Here is a 17,600-nt window from a genome sequence, read left to right as displayed (position 1 = left end):
CCTACCCGATGGGAACCGGTCCAGGGACGTAGTCCGGGTCGACCTGCTCGGCGAGGTCGCGGCCCGCCCGGCCGCTGGCCCACGCTGCCGCGTTGCGCAGGTGGAACTCCACGGCCTGGCGCTGGTAGCGCGGCCAGTCCTTGTCCACACCGTCCACGAGGGACCGCATCGCGCGCAGCGCGTCGCGGTTGCGCGGCTCCAGGTCGCCGATCGGGCGGACCTCGCCGCGTTCGGTCGCGCGCACGTGGGCGGAGCGGCCGACCCAGGTGAGCAGGTCGTCGCCGACGCGCTCGCGCAGGAAGGCCAGGTCCTCGTCGTCGCTGATCTTGTTGCCGACCACCGCGACCCGCACGCCGAAGTCGCGGGCGTAGTCGAGGTACTGCCGGTAGACGCCGACGCTGCGCACGGTCGGCTCGCACACCAGGAAGGTGACGTCGAACCGGGTGAACAGGCCCGACGCGAAGGAGTCCGCGCCCGCGGTCATGTCGACCACGCAGTACTCCCCCGGCCCGTCGACCATGTGGTTGAGCAGCAGCTCGACCGCGCCGACCTTGGAGTGGTAGCAGGCCACGCCCAGGTCGGACTCGGCGAACGGGCCGGTCACCGCGAGCCGGACGCCCTCGACGACGCGCACGCACGCGTCGTAGACCGGGTTGTCCTCATCGACGCGGACCAGCCGCGACCCGCGACCCGGCGGGGTGGTCTTGACCATGTCGGCCGCGGACAGCACGCGCGGGTTGTCGCCGCGCAGGTAGTCCTTTATCAGCGCCAGGTGGGCGCCCAGGGTCGGGAGCGGCAGGCCGTCCGGCGCGCCGAGCGCGGCGGCCAGGTGCTGGTTGATGTCGGCGTCCAGCGCCAGCAGGGCGGGGGCGGGGGACTCGGCGGCCAGGTGGCGCAGGAACAGCGAGGCGAGGGTGGTCTTCCCGCTGCCCCCCTTGCCGACGAACGCGATCTTCACTACGGGCAACTCTCGTGCGGGGACGGATGACCCCCGTAGTGATAGCGGTTTTCATTATCCCCGGCAAGCCCCACGATCGGGTTACGGCAGCGGCACCTGCGCGTGCGGCATCGCGCGGAAGGCCTCCAGCACCGCCGGGTCCTGCAGCGCCATCCAGTCGATGACCTCCGAGTATGTCGCGCAGACCGTCTCCGGGCGAGCGCAGACGCCCGCCATGAAGCGCTCGGTCGCCCGGGTGAAGCCGCCGCCGGACCACTCGTTGAAGTGGTTGCCGACGACCAGCGGCGCGCGGTTGCCGTCGAACGCGGCCGCGTAGGCGGCCTCATAGGTCTCCAGCGTCACCTCGGCGAACTCCTCGGCGCGCTGCGGCTCGTTGCGCGCCTTGTTCTGCACGTACCAGAGGTTGTAGTCCATCATGATCGTCTTCTTGTGGCCGACACCCGGCACGCGCACGCTCGGCATGGGGAACTGCCAGATCCCGTGCTCGCGGTACGGCCAGGCGATGCCGTCGGAGACCGCGCTGGTGTCGTAGCTCATGCCGCGCTCGGCCAGCACCGGGCCGAGGATCGAGCGGTCGCCCTCCAGGCACGGCGTCCGTCCACCTTGGATGGACGCGGGGTCCACCTTGAGCCCGTCGGCGCGGGCCTGCTCGACGAAGGCGAAGAACTGGTCCAGTTCGGAGTTCCACTGCGCGGTGTTCCACTCGCCGACGCCCAGCGCGGAGCCCTGGCAGAAGTGTCCGTTGTAGTGGGTGCCGATCTCGTGGCCGCGCTCGACCGCGGTGTTCAGGTCGGCGATGAGCGTGGCGACGTCGGCCTCCGAGCCGCCGAAGCCGATGGACGCCCGCCCCGGCCGGTGGCCCGGCCCGGTGTACTCGCCGCGCCGGGAGTCGGGCAGCAGGTAGATGCCGGACAGGAAGCCGGAGAACCGCCCGCCGGACTCCTCGGCGATGGCCATGAACCGCTGCCAGTGCTCGTGCGACCCGCCGCCGTCGAAGGAGAACAGCACGAACTGCGGCGGCCTCTCCCCCGGCTCCAGCCTGCGCATCCACGGCGCCGGGACCGATTCCGGCTCGTCGGCGGCCTGCGGCACCGGCGGCCCGGCCACCGGCGTGCCCGCGACCTCCGGTCGGACGGTCCCCAGCACCAGCAGGACGACGAAGGTCAGGATCAGCGCGACCCCGAACCCGATCTTGTCCCAACGCCTGCGGCTCATGGGCGCCCCTTCCGATCCGTCCTCCCCGACTTGCCTGTGAAGACGTGTGCGATCCGCGTCAGTTGCCCCCCACGGTAAAACGAGAGGAACGCTCATGCGGTGATCGCCACTCGTCCGGAATCACCGGATCGAGCGATAGCGCGAAGCGGCGGACCGCGCGGGCCGGTCAGGCGGGCACGGCGACGACGATGCGGTTGGACTCGTAGCCGTCCGCGCCGCCGACCCAGCGCCCGCCGCAGGTCACCAGCACCAGCCGGTGCGGGCCGGTCTGGCCGAACAGCTCCTCGGCACGGGCCGGGAGATCGTCCTTGGGCAGCGTCACGACCTCGCTGACCCGGTACTCCCAGACCCGCCCGTCCGGGGCGACCACGGAGACCGGATCACCCGCGCGGGCGTCCCACAGTTCGGCGAACGGGCCGGTGCGGCCCTGCCAGTTGACGTGTCCGGCCAGCACGGTCGCGCCCTCGGCCGCGGCCAGGTCCGCGCCCCACCAGGTGGCCTCGCGCAGGTTCTCCGGCACGGGCAGCGTGGCGTCCGGGCCGAGTTCGGCGCGCACGAGCCGGGCCTCGCCGCCGCCGCGCAGCCGGACCGTCCCCGGCGACTGCGCGCGCGGCTGCGGCTTCGGCTGGGCGGTCGGCGGCGCGGCGGGCGGCGACGGGGTGGTGGTCGGGGCCGCGCTCGTCGACCGGTCGGGCGGCGGCACGGGCAGCGCCGCGCCGATGACGCCCGCGGCGGGCGCGGGCGGGGCCGGGGCGGCCACTGCGGCGCCGGGCGTCGTCACCTCGCCGCCGACGAGCGCGGCGACCAGCGCGAGCGCGGCGATCCCCGCCGCGCCCGCGACCAGCGGACGGCCGACCACGGCGGTCAGTAGCCCCAGTCCTCGCGCATGGCCCGGCCGACGACCTCGCGCCTGCGCCGCGACTGGGCCAGCAGCAGCCCGACGGCGGCGACCACGATGGCGGCCAGCGCGCCGATGCCGACCAGCAGCCCGGTCGACGGGCCGTCCCCGCCCGCGGACATCGCGGCCGCGGCGGGCTCGTCACCGGCCGGGATCGTGCGCGGCACCGTCGGCTTGTCGGGGACGTTCTCCAGCTTCAACGCCAGCGTGTCCCCCGGCTTCACGGTGCCGCAGACGCTCGGCGGGGCGTTCGGGTCGAAGGCGTCGTCGTAGCCCGGGGGCGCGGCGACCTCGACCAGGCAGATCTCCTGCGGGGTGCGCAGGTTCGCCAGCTTCGCGGTCCCGTCGTCGCCGGTGACCACGACGACCGGCGCGCCGTCCGCGCCGACCAGCGGCTTGCCGTCCTGGCCGACGGCGGGGGACTCCTTGTCCGCGCCGGTGACCCGCAGCGAGACGTCGGCGACGGCCTTGCCGGTCTTGGCGTCGACCTTGGCCACGGCCACCGAGCCGGGCGCGGTCACGGCCTTCACCGCCTTGGCCGCGGTCAGCTCCTTCTCCCCGCCCGTGCTCACCACGCGCTGGGTGTCGACCTGGACCGCCTTGCGCACGACCGGCCGGTCGGCCGGGCTGAGCAGCGAGATCGCGACCTTCGGGTCGGGCCCGGTCGGGGTGACCTTGACCGAGGCGGGCGTGCCGTCCGCTCCGGTCGAGACGGTCAGGGTGCTCTTCCCGCCCACGGTGGCGTCGGTCAGGGTCAGCGTGATGTCGACATCGGCCACCCCCGCGTCGCGGGCGTTGCGGACGTCGATCGTCCACTCGTCCGGCGTGCCGATCACCTGCCCGTCGGTCGGGGCGGTGATCGTGGCCTTCCACGGGCCGCGGTTCGCGGTGGCGTCGGCCTTGAGCCGGTTCACCGCCGCCCGCGCGCCCTGGGGCAGCTTGGCCAGGTGGAAGGGGGCGTCGTAGGCGATCGTGCGGTAGTCGTTGGACGGGTCGAGCTGCCGGGGGTTCTGCGGACCCGCTGTCCACCAGTGCAGGAGGTGGGCCAGCGCGGCGGCCTCGTCGGCGTTCGTGGTCTTGGTGTAGCGCAGCAGCAGGTAGGAGATGTCCGCGGCGACGTCGGCGGGCAGCGCGGTGCCCCACTTGGTCTTCAGCGGCTCGCCTGGTTTGTACTGCTCGTTGGTGTCCGGGGCCTTGTGGGCGTATTGCACGCACCACACCTGCTTGCCGTCGACCATGTAGGAGCCGAGCCAGTCGTAGGAGTCCGGGTTGTCCCGGTACGGCTGGGCGGGGGTGGTCCTGTGGCCGAGCCCCTCGTCGACGGCCGCGGCGGCCGTGGGGGCGGTGGCGACCGTGGTCAGGCAGGCGACGACGGCGGCGCTGGTCAGGCCCGCGGCCATCCGGGCGGCGAGCGGGGTTCGGGCCATGGCGGGAGCGGCTCCTAATCACCGTGGGGATACGCCGTGTGCGAGCCTGGTTTCTGAACGTGATCAGCGCAATCCGCCAGCCGGGGCGACTTTGCGCACGGCCGAGTGGGCGCGGCTAGGCTGCGGGCGGGGTAATCCCGACGACAGGAACCGCCGCCAAGTGGGTAAAGTGGCTTTTACCCAGCGGGAACCAACGGGCTTGCCCGAGCGTTGAATCCCGTGAAGGCGCCATTAAAGGCCCAGGAGGATCAGGTGCGTTCTACCAGCAACCCCGCGTTCCGCAACCTGCCGGTGGGCGGGGGCTACGCGGGCTTCCAGCCCCAGGCCCAGGGCTACCAGCAGCCCGGCCAGCCGGGCTACGGCGGCTACCCGGCGCCGCCCACCACCGGCGACCGTCCGATGACCGTGGACGACGTCGTCACGAAGACGGCGGCGACCCTGGGCACGGCCCTGGTCACCGGCGTCATCACCGCGATCGCGGTGCTCGGCGGGGCCATCCAGCCGTGGCCGCCGATGATCGGCGGTCTGATCGTCGGCCTCGTGCTGTCGCTCGTCATCATCTTCAAGAAGACCCCGAACCCCGCCCTGGTGCTGGCCTACTCGGCCGCGGAGGGCGTGTTCCTCGGTGCGATCACCGGCGTGTTCGAGGCGTTCGTCCCGGGCATCGCCCTGCAGGCGATCCTCGGCACCGCGCTGGTGTTCATCACCATGCTCGTGGTCTACCGCACGGGCGCGGTCAAGGTCACCCCGCGCCTGACCAAGTGGATCATCGGCGCCACCATCGGCGCCGCCGGTCTGATGCTGATCAACCTGCTGCTGTCGTTCGTCGGCGTCGACCTCGGCATCCGCGACGCGGGCCCGCTCGGCATCGGCATCAGCCTGCTGTTCATCGGCATCGCGGCGTTCAACTTCCTGCTCGACTTCGACATGGCCGACACGATGATCCGGTCGGGCACCCCGTCGAAGTGGGCCTGGTACGTCGCGTTCGGCCTGATGACCACGCTGGTCTGGCTGTACCTGGAGATCCTGCGACTGCTCTACATGCTGCAGAGCAGCGACTGATCATCCCGTACCACCCGAGGACGCCCGCCCCCGCCCGGGGGCGGGCGTCCTCGTCTTCCGCGGCCGTACGCTAGGCCGTATGGCTGAGGACACCGCGCGCTGGGGGTTTGAGACCAGGGCGATTCACGCTGGGCAGGATCCGGACCCGCGAACCGGGGCGGTGATCGTGCCGATCTACCAGACCTCGACGTTCGCCCAGGACGGCGTGGGTGGGCTCCGCGAGGGCTACGAGTACTCCCGCACCGCCAACCCGACCCGGACGGTCATGGAGGAGGCGCTGGCGGCGCTGGAGGGCGGGCGGCACTGCCTGGCCTTCGCCAGCGGCATGGCGGCCACCGACGTGGCGCTGCGGACGATGTGCCGCCCCGGCGACCACGTCATCCTCGGCAACGACGCCTACGGCGGCACCTTCCGGCTGCTCGACAAGGTCCTCGCGCACTGGGGCGTGGAGCACACCGCCGTCGACCTGAGCGATCCGGCCGCCACCCGCGCCGCCGTGCGGCCGAACACCAAGGTGATCTGGTCGGAGACGCCGTCCAACCCGCTGCTCGGGATTGTCGACATCACCGCGCTCGCCGCGGTGGCCGCCGAGGCCGGGGCGCGGCTGGTCATCGACAACACCTTCGCCACGCCGTACCTGCAGACCCCGCTGGCGCTGGGCGCCGACGTCGTCCTGCACTCGACCACCAAGTACCTGGGCGGGCACTCCGACGTGGTCGGCGGCGCGCTGATCACCGACGACACCGAGCTGAACGAGGGGTTCGCGTTCCTGCGCAACTCCGCGGGCGCGGTGCCCGGCCCGTTCGACTCGTGGCTGGTGCTGCGCGGCGCGAAGACCCTGGCGGTGCGGATGGAGCGGCACTGCGACAACGCCGAGCGGATCGTGGCGGCGCTGGCGGGCCACCCGAAGGTGACCAAGGTGTACTACCCGGGCCTGGAGACGCACCCCGGCCACGACATCGCGGCCAAGCAGATGCGGCGGCCCGGCGGCATGGTGTCGTTCCAGGTGGCGGGCGGCGAGCAGGCAGCGCTGGACGTCGCGGCGCGGACCAGGCTGTTCACCCTCGGGGAGTCCCTGGGCGGCATCGAGTCGCTGATCGAGCACCCCGGGCGGATGACGCACGCCAGCACGGCGGGCTCGCTGCTGGAGGTGCCGTCCGACCTGCTCCGGCTGTCGGTGGGCATCGAGTCAGCGGCCGACCTGGTCGCCGACCTGCTGGCCGCGCTGGGCTGAGCCGGAAACGCGAAGCGGGCCCCGGATCGCTCCGGGGCCCGCTTTCACGTCAGGTCACCACTGCTGCGGCGGCTGCTGCTGCTGGCCGTACGGGTTCTGCTGGCCCGGGTAGCCGCCGGGCTGCGGCTGCTGGCCGTAGCCGGGCTGCTGCTGGGGCTGGCCGTAGGGCTGCTGCGGCTGGCCGTACTGCGGCTGCTGGCCGGGGAACCCGCCGGGCTGCTGGCCGTAGGGCTGCTGCTGCGGCGGCTGGTGGCCGTAGGGGTTCTGCTGCTGCGGCTGACCCGGGTAGCCCGCGGGCTGCCCGAAGTGGTTCGGGCCGCCGTAGCCCGCCGGGCCGCCCGCCGCGGCGCCGGAGACCAGGAACTGCTTCGCGCCGGGGATGAACGCCAGCGCGCCCGCCGCGGTGATCAGGATGCCGAAGATCAGCAGGAAGACCACGCGGGACGAGGCGCCCATGCCCTCGGTCATCATCAGGATCGCGCCGAGCAGGAGCAAGCCGCCGCCTGCGACCACCAGCGATGCCAGGCCGTTCTTCTTCATGAACAGCAGCGCGGCGCCCGCGATCGCCAGGGCCGAGCCCAGCACGGCGAGGATCAGGTACGCCCAGATCTGCCCCGGCAGGAACTCGGCGAAGTCCATGGCCTCGAAGATCAGCGTGAGCGTCAGGATCAGCCCGATGAGGCCGAGCAGGGCGACGACGCCCTGCACGATCATCGGCACCATCGCGGTCCCGCCCTGGCCCCCGGCCGCCGGGCCGTAGCCGTGCTGCTGCGGGTAGCCGGGCGGCGGGCCGTAGCCCGGCTGCGGCGGCTGGCCGGGGAACCCGCCCGGCTGGCCGTACGGGCCGGGGGGCTGCTGGCCGTGCTGGCCGGGGTACTGGCCGTGGTCGCCGGGCTGGGCGTACGGCGGGGTCTGCGGGACCGAGCCGGGCGGCACCATCTGGGTGTGGTCGCCGCCGGGCGCCGGGGTCGCGCCCGCGCCCCGCACCACCTGGGTGCGGTCGGCGTTGTCGTCGTCGGCGCCGGAGGCGCCGGGCAGCGGCTGGCCAGGCTGGATCGCCTGGGTGCGCTCGACGCCGTCGGCGCCGGTGTCGGTGGACGGTGCAGGCGTCGAACCCGCGTCCGGCCCCGGGCCGCCTGGTTGACTGCCGGGCTGCCACGGCTGGTTCGGCGGCTGGGGAGCACTCATCGGGTTTCCCACCCCTTATTGACCTGGTTTGTTGCCTAACGACGGCAACGCTATCGGATCGGGTTTATCCGCGCCGGGATTGGGCGATCATTTCCCGGCGAGGAATCCCAGCAGGTCCTGCCTGGTGACCACGCCAGCGGGCTTGCCGTCGAGCAGCACGAGCGCGGCGTCGGCCGAGGCGAGCGCGGCCATCGCGGCGGTGACCTGCTCGCCCGCGCCGATCGTCGGCAGCGCCGGGGACATGTGCAGGTCGAGCCGGTCGGCCAGGGCTGCCTTGCCCGCGAACAGGGCGTCGAGCAGGTCGCGCTCGTTGACCGCGCCCACGACCTCGGCGGCCATCACCGGCGGCTCGGCGCTGACGACCGGCATCTGGCTGACGCCGAACTCGCGCAGGATCGCCACCGCGTCGGCGACGGTCTCGGTCGGGTGGGCGTGGATGAACTCCGGCAGCGCCCCGCCGGTGGTCTTGCGGCGCAGCACGTCACCCACCGTCGCGCCGGAGTGGTCGGCGGGCAGGAAGCCGTACTGGGACATCCAGGAGTCGTTGAAGACCTTGGACAGGTAGCCGCGGCCGCCGTCGGGCAGCAGCACGACCACCACGTCGTCGGGGCCGAGGCGCTTGGCCAGGCGCAGCGCGGCCGCGGCCGCCATGCCGCACGAGCCGCCGACCAGCAGGCCCTCCTCGCGGGCGAGCCTGCGGGTGATCTCGAAGGACTCCGCGTCGGATACGGCGATGATCTCGTCGGCGACGCCGCGGTCGTAGGTGTCCGGCCAGAAGTCCTCGCCGACGCCCTCGACCAGGTACGGCCTGCCGGTGCCGCCGGAGTACACCGAGCCCTCCGGGTCGGCGCCGATGATCTTGACCCGGCCGTCGGAGACCTCCTTGAGGTAGCGGCCGGTGCCGGAGATGGTGCCGCCGGTGCCCACGCCCGCGACGAAGTGCGTGATCCGCCCCTCGGTCTGCCGCCACAGCTCGGGGCCGGTCGAGTGGTAGTGGCTGGCCGGGTTCTCCGGGTTGGCGTACTGGTTGGGCTTCCAGGCGCCCTCGATCTCGCGCACCAGCCGGTCGGAGACGTTGTAGTAGGAGTCCGGGTGCTCGGGGGCCACGGCCGTGGGGCAGACGACGACCTCGGCGCCGTACGCGCGCAGCACGTTGCGCTTGTCCTCGCTGACCTTGTCGGGGCAGACGAAGACGCACTTGTAGCCCTTGCGCTGGGCGACCATGGCCAGGCCGACACCGGTGTTGCCCGAGGTCGGCTCGACGATGGTGCCGCCGGGGCGCAGCTCGCCGGAGCGCTCGGCGGCCTCGACCATCCGGACCGCGATCCGGTCCTTCACGCTGCCGCCCGGGTTCAGGTACTCGACCTTCGCCAGGACCAGCGGCTCCAGGCCCTCGGCGAGCGCGTTCAGCTTGACCAGCGGGGTGTCGCCGACGAGGTCGATGACGTGCTCGACGTAGTCCACCGGGGTCCTCCATCTCACTTCCTGGAACTGGCCCTCACCCTATCCGCTGACCGTCTCCGAGGCTGCTGTCAGCGCCTTTGGGTACAACGGATGGTGGGGGGAGAGCGATATCCCTGGTGAGGAAAGGGGGTATGGCGATGGTGGAGAGGGTGCTGCCGGGGCTGCGGATGCTGGCGGTGGCGGTGGGGTCGCTGGGCGGGCTGTCCGCGGGCGCGTACGGCCTGTTGAACACGCAGTCGAAGCGGGCGCGGACGGTGATCGGGGTCCCCAAGGACCGGCCGTTCCTCGCCGACGGGGTGTACCTGCCGGACGGGACCGGGCCGGTGGCGCGCGGGGCGGCGCTGCCGTTCGCGGTGTTCGGCGACTCCAGCGCGGCGGGCCTCGGCGCGGAGAGCGCGGACCGGCTGCCCGGGGTGCGGCTGGCCCGCGGCCTGGCCGAGGAGCTGGGCGAGCCCGTGCGGCTGGTCACCCACGCCGTCGTCGGATCGCGCACGACGCATCTGGCCGCGCAGGTGGACGCCGCGCTGACCGACCCGCCCGCGGTGGCGCTGGTGCTCGTCGGCGGCAACGACGTGACCGCGCGGCTCGGGATCGCCGAGTCTGCCGCGCTGCTGGCCCGGCAGGTGGACCGGCTGCTGGCCGCTGGCGTGGCCGTGGTCGTGGGGACCTGCCCCGACCTGGGCGCCATCCGGCCGATCCCGCAGCCGCTGCGCGAGGTGGCCCGCCGCTACAGCCTGGCGCTGGCCAGGGCGCAGGCCCGCGCGCTGACCGGGTCCGGCGCCGTCGTCGTGCCGATGGCGGCCTTGCTGACCAGGCATTTCGTGGACCGGCACGCGGAGTTGTTCAGCCCGGACCGGTTCCACCCGAACGGGGCGGGATACGGCCTGGCGGCGGACATGCTGCTGGCTCCGCTGTGCGCCGCGGCCGGGCTGTGGGAGGGTCGGCGCAGCTGAGCGCGGCACACCTTGTCGCGCCTGGCCGACCGACCTAAGCTACCGCTTAGTAATCGCCGCGCTTGAGGAGTAACGCCATGCCAGAGGCCGTGATCGTCTCCGCAGTCCGCTCCCCCATCGGCCGCGCGGGCAAGGGCTCGCTCGTGGACATGCGCCCCGACGACCTGACCGCCCAGATGGTCAGGGCCGCACTGGACAAGGTCCCCGCGCTGGACCCCAGGGACATCGACGACCTGATCCTGGGCTGCGGCATGCCCGGCGGCGAGGCGGGCTTCAACATGGGCCGCATCGTGGCCGTGCTGCTCGGCTACGACCACCTGCCCGGCTGCACCATCACCCGCTACTGCGCCTCCTCCCTGCAGACGACCCGGATGGCGATGCACGCCATCAAGGCCGGTGAGGGCGACGTGTTCATCTCCGCGGGCGTGGAGACGGTGTCGCGTGCGGCGAAGGGCAGCTCCGACACCTGGCCGGACACCCGCAACCCGCTGTTCGCCGACGCCATGGCCCGCACGGCCGCCGTCGCGGAGAAGGGCGCGGACTCCTGGCAGGACCCGCGCGAGAGCGGCGTCGTCCCCGACGCCTACATCGCCATGGGCCAGACCGCGGAGAACCTCGCCCTGCTCAAGGGCGTGACGCGCGAGGACATGGACCACTTCGGCGTGCGCTCGCAGAACCTGGCCGAGGCCGCGATCAAGGCGGGCTTCTGGGCCCGCGAGATCACCCCGGTCACCCGCCCGGACGGCTCGGTCGTGGACACCGACGACGGCCCCCGGCCCGGCGTGACGTACGAGAAGACCGCGACCCTGCAGCCGGTGTTCCGCCCCGACGGCCGGGTCACCGCGGGCAACTGCTGCCCGCTCAACGACGGCGCGGCCGCCCTGGTGATCATGTCCGACACCAAGGCGCGCGAGCTGGGCCTGACGCCGCTGGCGCGGATCGTGTCCACCGGCGTGTCCGGCCTGTCGCCGGAGATCATGGGCCTCGGCCCGGTCGAGGCGTCCCGGCGGGCGCTGGCCAAGGCGGGGCTGACCATCGACGACATCGACCTCGTGGAGATCAACGAGGCGTTCGCCGCGCAGGTCATCCCGTCCGCGCGCGACCTGGGCGTCCCCGAGGACAAGCTGAACGTCAACGGCGGCGCCATCGCCGTCGGCCACCCGTTCGGCATGACCGGCGCGCGGATCACCGCCACGCTCATCAACTCGCTGCAGTGGCACGACAAGCAGTTCGGCCTCGAGACGATGTGCGTCGGCGGCGGCCAGGGCATGGCGATGGTGCTCGAGCGGCTGAGCTGACGCGGTCGGCGGGTAGGTTGCCCGGTATGCGCGTGCTGTTCGCCAGCCTTGCGTCCGTCGGGCACACCTACCCGCTGATCCCGCTCGCCGTCGCGGCGCGGGCCGCGGGGCACGAGGTGCGGTTCGCGGCGGGCGAGAACGTCCATGAACCGCTGGCGGCCAACGGGTTGCTGCCGTTCCGCCCTGCCGATGCGTTCTACGAGATCTACGCCGAGGACCTGGCCCCCGAGCTGGCCCGGTGGCGGCCCGACCTGGTCGTCCACGGCTGGGGCGTGCCGGGGGCCGCGACCGCCGCCGCGGGCGCCGGGATCGCGGGGGCGTGGCACGGGTTCGGCCGGATGTTCCCGGCGGGGATCGGCCTCGAGCTGCCCGATGACGTCGTGCCCGGGCTGCCGCACCTGGACATCTGCCCGCCGTCCCTGCAGGACCGGGCGTTCCTGGCGGCGACCGACCGGATCGAGCTGCGGCCGGTCCCCTACTCCGAGCCGGGCCCGCGGTCCTGGGCCGGGCCGCTGGTCTACCTGACGCTCGGCACCGCGTTCGGCACTCCCGAACTCCTGCGCACGGCCATCACCGCGCTCGCGGGCCTGGGCGTGCCCGTCGTGGTCGCCACCGGCCGGGTGTCCCCGAGCGACCTCGGTCCCCTGCCGGACACCGTGAGCGCGTACCCGTGGGTCGCGCAGGCGGACCTGCTGCCGCACGCCACCCTGGCCGTCCACCACGGCGGCAGCGGCACCATGATGAGCGCGCTCGCCGCGGGCGTCCCGCAGCTGCTCCTGCCCCAGGGCGCCGACCAGTTCGCCAACGCCGATGCCCTGCACACCGCAGGCGTCGGCGTGCGGCTGCTCCCCCAGGACGCGAGCACGGACGCGATCGCCGACCACGCGGCGAAGCTGCTGTCCGATCCCGCGTACCGCGACTCCGCACGGGGTGTCGCCGAGGAGATCGCCAGCATGCCGTCCCCGGACGAGGTCGCCCGCCGCCTGCCGGAGCTGTTCTGACGGTCCGCCGCCACCCCCGGCGATTACACTCCGGTGGCGTGCGGACACTGCTGGCCTGGCTGCTGGGACTCGCGGGCGTGGTCGCCGTCGGCTACGGCGCGTTCACTCCGTGGCACGACGGGATCGCCGGGACGTCCGTGCCGATCGCCGACCTGTTCACCGGCGTCCACGACGAGCGGGCCGGGCTGGTCACCTCCATCGCCGTGCTCACCCTGCTGGGCGCCGCGATCGCCGCCGCGGGATTGCTGGTGTCCGGCATCGTGTTGCGGGCGGGTGCGGCGCTCCTGCTGCTGACCGTTCTGGTGTGGACTGTGCAGTACGGCGGCGTCGACGGCCTGCAGGTCGGTTACTGGAACAGCGTGTTCGGCACGCTGCTCGTCATGGTGGCCGCGACCATCAAGGGGTGAGCGCCGCCTCCCGGCAGGTGGCCATGATGAGGTCGGCGACGCGGTCCGGGTCGTCGCCCATGGGGACGTGGCCGCAGCCGGGCAGGGACACGTGGCGGGCGTCGGGGAGGATCTCGGCGCAGCGGCGGGCCTGGCGCGGCCAGAGGATGCGGTCGCGGGTGCCCCACGCGACCGTCACCGGGACCTCGGGGGCCGGGCTCAGGTAGAAGTAGTCCCGCCCGCCCGCGGCGATCACCGCGTCGAAGCCGGGCGCTGCGGCCATCGCGGCCATGTCGGCCAGCATGACCTCGGCGGTCAGCCAGGACGGCCTGCCGAACAGCAGGCTGCCGCCCGCGAACCGGGCGAGCTTGCTGGCGAACAGGACCCGCTGCAACGAGGGCTTGAGCCGCGCCGTGAGCCGGATGCCGCTGAGCACCCGGATCGCCCACGCTCGGTCCCGGGCGGTCCAGAACCCGGCCGGGGACAGCACGGTCGCCGAGCGGACCAGGTCGCGCGCGGCCAGTTCCAGCGCGAGCATGCCGCCCAGGGAGTTGCCCGCGATGTGCGGGCGGGTGACGCCGAGGTCGTCGAACACCTCGGCCAGCGCGGCGACCGCGCCGGGAACGGTGTACGCGCGGCCCTCGGGCAGCATCGGCGACGCGCCGAAGCCGAACAGGTCCAGGGCGATGACGTCGTGCCGCTCGGCGAGGCGGTCCATGACCGGCTCCCACGCCTGCCACCGGTGGCCGATCCCGTGCAGCAGCACCAGGGGCTCACCGCCGCCGCGGCGCTCGTAGCTGACCTCGATCTTGGTCATGGTTCCCTCTCACACATCCAGGACGACGCGACCGCCGTCGGCTCGCGCGACGCACACCAACATCCCGTCCTCTTCGGACGGTCCACCCGACAGCACCCGGACCCGGCAGGTCCCGCAGAACCCTTGCCTGCACGAGTAGGCGACGTCCGGGCGAACCCGGCGCAGCGCCGTGAGCGCGGTCTCGTCGGCGGCGACCGGCACCACCGGGCCGCAGGCACCCAGTTGCAGCTCGAACGGCCGTCCGCCGACGACCGGCGGCGGGGCGAACCGCTCGGCGTGGAACCGGCCCGGCCACGCCGCTTTCACCAGATCGATCAGCGGGGCCGGTCCGCAGCAGTAGACCGCGGCGCCCGGGGGCGCGTCCCGCAAGAGGTCCGCCGCGGTGGGCACGCCGTGCTCGTCGTCGGTGCGGACCCGGACCCGCTCGGTCGGCAGTTCCGCCAGGAACGGCAGGGACCGCCGGTCGCGTCCGGTGTAGACCAACCGCCAGTCGGAGCCGCGCGCCGCGTGGACCATCGGCAGGATCGGCGTGATCCCGATCCCGCCCGCGATGAACAGGTACGGCCCCGGCCCGACGAACGGGAACGCGTTGCGCGGCCCGCGCACCACCAGCGGCGTGCCCGCGGTCAGCGCGTGCGCCTCCGCCGATCCCGCCCCCACCGAGCGGACCGCGATCCGGTACGTGTGCCGGTCGGCCGGGTCGCCGCACAGGGAGTACTGGCGCACGAGCCCGGACGGCAGCACGACGTCGAGGTGGCACCCGGGCCGCCAGCCCGGCAGCGGTGCGCCGCCCGGGTCGGCGAGCGTCACGGCCACCACGCCGTCGGCCTCCACCGAGGACGACCGCACGACGACTCGCAGGTCCCGGTCCACCGCGCGCACCGGGGGCTGCCGCCGCGCGCCGCGCTCGGACGCGCGGCGGAACGCCCCGACGACGGGCACGAGCGCGCGGAACATCCGGTCGGCCCGCGCCCGTCCGTAGAGGTCCGCGGGCGGGCGGCTCACAGCGCCGCCTTCGCCGCCGGGGAGGCCGCGAGGTAGGCCACGGCCTGGGCGGTGTCGCCCTCCTGGCTCGGGTGGTAGCCGCGCGGCAGGTAGCGCCAGACGGCGGGCAGGAGCTGGCCGGGCCGGGGCAGGCGGCCCGCGCGGGCGGCCCGCAGGTAGTCGCGCCAGCGGGGTGCGCCCGGGCGGGAGGGGTCGTTGGCCACGAGCCAGCGCGTGGAGCGGACGAACAGCCAGGCCAGGACCGGGGCGACGACGACCATGGTGCGGATGCGGCGGAACCGGCGGCCGTCGAGGTGCATGTAGAGGTCGTAGGCGACGCTGCGGTGCTCGACCTCCTCCGCGCCGTGCCAGCGCAGGAGGTCCAGCATCGTCGGGTCGGCGCCCTCCAGCGCGTCCGCGTCGAGGACCCACTGGCCCAGCACGGCGGTGAAGTGCTCGATCGCGGCGATCACCGACAGGCGCTCCAGCAGCCACTGGTGCCGGACCGCCGCGCTGCCCTGCCGGTCGCCGAGCAGGGTGCGGAACAGCCACTCGATCTGCGCGACGAACGGCGCCGGGTCGATGCCCAGCGCGGCCAGGTGCGCGGCGGCCCCGTCGTGGGCCTTGGCGTGCATGGCCTCCTGGCCGATGAAGCCGAGCACCTGCTCCCTGAGCCTCGGGTCGCGGATGTGCGGCAGCGCCTGGCCGAAGACCTGGACGAACCACCGCTCGCCCTCGGGCAGCACCAGGTGCAGGGTGTTCAGCGCGTGCGTGGTGAGCGGGTCGCCGGGCACCCAGTGCAGCGGGACGTCACTCCAGTCGAACCGGACGTCGCGGGGGTGCAGCGCGAGGTCGTCGGTCATCGGCGGCCGCCGGAGACGTCGACGCGGGCGAGCCTGCGCAGCAGGCCGGGGGCGAACCGGGCGGCCAGCCGCGCCGCGCGGGCCTCCGGGGTCACCGGCAGCACGGGGATCCCCTCCCGCACGGCCCGCACGATCTCGGCGGCGACCTTCTCCGGGCCGAAGCCGCGGCGGGCGTACGCGGCGGTGGCCCTGCGGCGCATGCCCTCCTGGTCGGCCGCGCCCACGAACGTCGTCGTGTTGGTGATGTCGGTGGCGACGATGCCCGGGCACACAGCCGTCACCTCGACCCCGCGGTCGGCCAGTTCCGCGCGCAGGCAGTCCGACAGCATCAGCACCGCGGCCTTGCTCGACGCGTACGCCGACAGGGCCCGGCTCGGGGTGTACGCGGCGGCGGAGGCGATGTTGACGATGTGCCCGCCCTCGCCGGACTCGGCCATCAGCGCCCCGAACGCCCGGCAGCCGTGCACGACGCCCATCAGGTTCACGTCCAGCACGCGGCGCCAGTCCTCGGGCGTGGTGTCGAGGAAGCTGCCCGCCACGCCGATGCCCGCGTTGTTGACCACGATGTCGGGCGCGCCGTGCTCGGCGGCCACCTCATCGGCGAAGCGGGTCATGGCGTCGGCGTCGGCGACGTCCACGACGTGCGGGTAGGCGGCGGGCCCGATCTCGGCGGCGGCGCGCTTGGCCGCGGTCGCGTCGATGTCGGCAACGACGACCTCGGCGCCGAGCGCGGCAAACGCTTGCGCGGTCGCCTTCCCGATCCCGCTGCCCGCGCCGGTCACCACGACGAGCCTGCCGGTGAACCCCGTCGTGCCCGCCCGGGCGCGCTGGAGCCCGCGCGTGGACGGCTGGCCGCCGACGTGGTCGACGAACTCGGCCACCATCCGCGCGACCGCGTCCGGGTGCGAGACCGGGGCCCAGTGCCCGGCCACGATCCGCCGCCGCCACAGCCTGGCGACCCAGCGCTCCAGGTCCTCGGCCAGCGCGGCGGAGACGAACCGGTCGCGGGTCGGGATGATCACCTGCACCGGGACGTCGGCCGGGCGCGGGCGCGGCCTGCGCATGCGGGTCAGCATGTTCGCCCGGTACAGCCGCACGCCGCGCGCGCCGTCGGCGGCGATCGTCGGCGCCGGGTGGCCCGGCGTGCGCGGCACGCCCTCGGCCTTGGCCAGCAGCGCGCCCCAGCGCGGGCCGATCAGCGTCCGCCAGGCCAGGCCGGGCAGCACGGGCACGTGGAAGAGGTAGATGTACCAGGAGTTGGTGAGCTGGTTGAGGACGGCGCGCAGGTTCGCCGGGGTGGGTCGCGCGAGCCTGCGCCGCATCCAGTGGGCGGCGTGGTCGAGGCACGGCCCGGAGATGGAGGTGAACGACGCGATCCGCGCGGGGGCCGTCGGGTCGGTGACGGCCTCCCAGCTCTGGATCGAGCCCCAGTCGTGCGCGACCACGTGGGCCGGGCCGTCGGCGACGGCGTCGAGCACGGCGAACAGGTCCTCGGCCAGCCGCTCGGTCCGGTAGTCCGCGCGCCTGCGGGGCGCGTCGGAGGCGCCCGCGCCGCGCACGTCGTACCGCACGACGTGGAAGTCCTCGGCCAGCCGCTCGGCCACCCCGTCCCACATGCGGTGGGTGTCGGGGTACCCGTGCACGAGCACCACGGTCGGCGCGGCGGCGTCCCCCTGCTCGAACACGGCGAGGTCGACCTCGCCGGAGCGCACGGTCCGCTGCCGGACCACCAGGTGGCGGTGCGGGAACCGGAGCGGTTCGGTGGCCATCGGCGTCTCCTCGGCGTCGGGTCACCGCCCGCGGTGAAGTCGTTGTTACGCGTCAGTAGCGAACGTTACAACGGCCGTTGTCA

General features: G+C 73.7%; 16 protein-coding genes. 6 read left to right on the top strand and 10 right to left on the bottom strand.

What is annotated here, in order from left to right; translation table 11 throughout:
- Position 1: 1 nt before the first annotated feature.
- The 4 genes from Actkin_RS03595 to Actkin_RS03580 all read right to left on the bottom strand — a co-directional run bounded on the left by Actkin_RS03595 (position 2) and on the right by Actkin_RS03580 (position 4,498).
- Positions 2 to 958, bottom strand: a complete 957-nt coding sequence (locus Actkin_RS03595; protein ID WP_258905900.1) for an ATP-binding protein — start codon at positions 956 to 958, stop codon at positions 2 to 4.
- A gap of 81 nt (positions 959 to 1,039) precedes the next feature.
- A complete protein-coding gene (locus Actkin_RS03590) occupies positions 1,040 to 2,173 on the bottom strand; it encodes a polysaccharide deacetylase family protein (RefSeq protein WP_258905899.1) in 1,134 nt (377 codons plus the stop codon).
- Positions 2,174 to 2,339: 166 nt separating this feature from the next.
- The gene (locus Actkin_RS03585; protein WP_258905898.1) at positions 2,340 to 3,032 is read right to left on the bottom strand and encodes a class F sortase; all 693 of its coding nucleotides are present in this window, start codon (positions 3,030 to 3,032) and stop codon (positions 2,340 to 2,342) included.
- 5 nt (positions 3,033 to 3,037) lie between these two features.
- On the bottom strand, positions 3,038 to 4,498 hold the full coding sequence (locus Actkin_RS03580; RefSeq protein ID WP_258905897.1) for an MSCRAMM family protein: 1,461 nt from the start codon (positions 4,496 to 4,498) through the stop codon (positions 3,038 to 3,040).
- 252 nt (positions 4,499 to 4,750) lie between these two features.
- On the opposite strand from Actkin_RS03580, the gene Actkin_RS03575 reads away from it, so the two are divergent.
- Together Actkin_RS03575 and Actkin_RS03570 are read left to right on the top strand one after the other, a co-directional pair.
- Positions 4,751 to 5,560 carry a Bax inhibitor-1/YccA family protein gene (locus Actkin_RS03575; protein ID WP_189208426.1) on the top strand — a complete coding sequence of 270 codons (810 nt, stop codon included), beginning with the start codon at positions 4,751 to 4,753 and terminating at the stop codon, positions 5,558 to 5,560.
- A 79-nt stretch (positions 5,561 to 5,639) separates the two neighbouring features.
- Positions 5,640 to 6,794, top strand: a complete 1,155-nt coding sequence (locus tag Actkin_RS03570) for a cystathionine gamma-synthase (RefSeq protein WP_258905896.1) — start codon at positions 5,640 to 5,642, stop codon at positions 6,792 to 6,794.
- A 54-nt stretch (positions 6,795 to 6,848) separates the two neighbouring features.
- Here Actkin_RS03570 and Actkin_RS03565 read toward each other — a convergent pair whose 3' ends face one another.
- Positions 6,849 to 7,982 (bottom strand): hypothetical protein, encoded by a 1,134-nt coding sequence (locus Actkin_RS03565; protein WP_258905895.1) that lies wholly within the window; start codon positions 7,980 to 7,982, stop codon positions 6,849 to 6,851.
- An 87-nt stretch (positions 7,983 to 8,069) separates the two neighbouring features.
- A complete protein-coding gene (locus Actkin_RS03560; protein ID WP_189208429.1) occupies positions 8,070 to 9,446 on the bottom strand; it encodes a cystathionine beta-synthase in 1,377 nt (458 codons plus the stop codon).
- A 131-nt stretch (positions 9,447 to 9,577) separates the two neighbouring features.
- Here Actkin_RS03560 and Actkin_RS03555 point away from each other — a divergent pair, with 131 nt between their 5' ends.
- The 4 genes from Actkin_RS03555 (at position 9,578) to Actkin_RS03540 (ending at position 13,105) form a co-directional block, all read left to right on the top strand.
- Positions 9,578 to 10,399 carry an SGNH/GDSL hydrolase family protein gene (locus tag Actkin_RS03555; RefSeq protein WP_258905894.1) on the top strand — a complete coding sequence of 274 codons (822 nt, stop codon included), beginning with the start codon at positions 9,578 to 9,580 and terminating at the stop codon, positions 10,397 to 10,399.
- A gap of 77 nt (positions 10,400 to 10,476) precedes the next feature.
- Complete coding sequence (locus Actkin_RS03550) at positions 10,477 to 11,697, top strand: acetyl-CoA C-acetyltransferase (RefSeq protein ID WP_258905893.1); 1,221 nt, start codon at positions 10,477 to 10,479, stop codon at positions 11,695 to 11,697.
- Between the two features lie 26 nt (positions 11,698 to 11,723).
- The gene (locus Actkin_RS03545) at positions 11,724 to 12,698 is read left to right on the top strand and encodes a glycosyltransferase (RefSeq protein WP_258905891.1); all 975 of its coding nucleotides are present in this window, start codon (positions 11,724 to 11,726) and stop codon (positions 12,696 to 12,698) included.
- A gap of 38 nt (positions 12,699 to 12,736) precedes the next feature.
- A complete protein-coding gene (locus Actkin_RS03540) occupies positions 12,737 to 13,105 on the top strand; it encodes a hypothetical protein (protein WP_258905890.1) in 369 nt (122 codons plus the stop codon).
- Here Actkin_RS03540 and Actkin_RS03535 read toward each other — a convergent pair.
- The 4 genes from Actkin_RS03535 to Actkin_RS03520 are packed head-to-tail and all read right to left on the bottom strand — an operon-like array spanning position 13,095 to position 17,517.
- Entirely contained in the window at positions 13,095 to 13,901 is an 807-nt protein-coding gene (locus tag Actkin_RS03535; RefSeq protein WP_258905889.1) for an alpha/beta fold hydrolase, read from the bottom strand. The two genes, Actkin_RS03540 and Actkin_RS03535, sit on opposite strands and share 11 nt — an antisense overlap.
- Positions 13,902 to 13,910: 9 nt before the next feature.
- Entirely contained in the window at positions 13,911 to 14,906 is a 996-nt protein-coding gene (locus Actkin_RS03530) for a PDR/VanB family oxidoreductase (protein WP_258905888.1), read from the bottom strand.
- On the bottom strand, positions 14,903 to 15,748 hold the full coding sequence (locus Actkin_RS03525; protein WP_258905887.1) for a metal-dependent hydrolase: 846 nt from the start codon (positions 15,746 to 15,748) through the stop codon (positions 14,903 to 14,905). The genes Actkin_RS03530 and Actkin_RS03525 overlap by 4 nt, the downstream gene beginning before the upstream one ends.
- Positions 15,745 to 17,517 carry an SDR family oxidoreductase gene (locus tag Actkin_RS03520; RefSeq protein ID WP_258905886.1) on the bottom strand — a complete coding sequence of 591 codons (1,773 nt, stop codon included), beginning with the start codon at positions 17,515 to 17,517 and terminating at the stop codon, positions 15,745 to 15,747. The genes Actkin_RS03525 and Actkin_RS03520 overlap by 4 nt, the downstream gene beginning before the upstream one ends.
- Positions 17,518 to 17,600: the final 83 nt, after the last annotated feature.

The sequence above is a fragment of the Actinokineospora sp. UTMC 2448 genome, from assembly GCF_024760565.1.
GTDB classification, from domain to species: Bacteria; Actinomycetota; Actinomycetes; order Mycobacteriales; family Pseudonocardiaceae; genus Actinokineospora; species Actinokineospora fastidiosa.
This window is presented reverse-complemented; position numbering and strand designations above follow the sequence as displayed.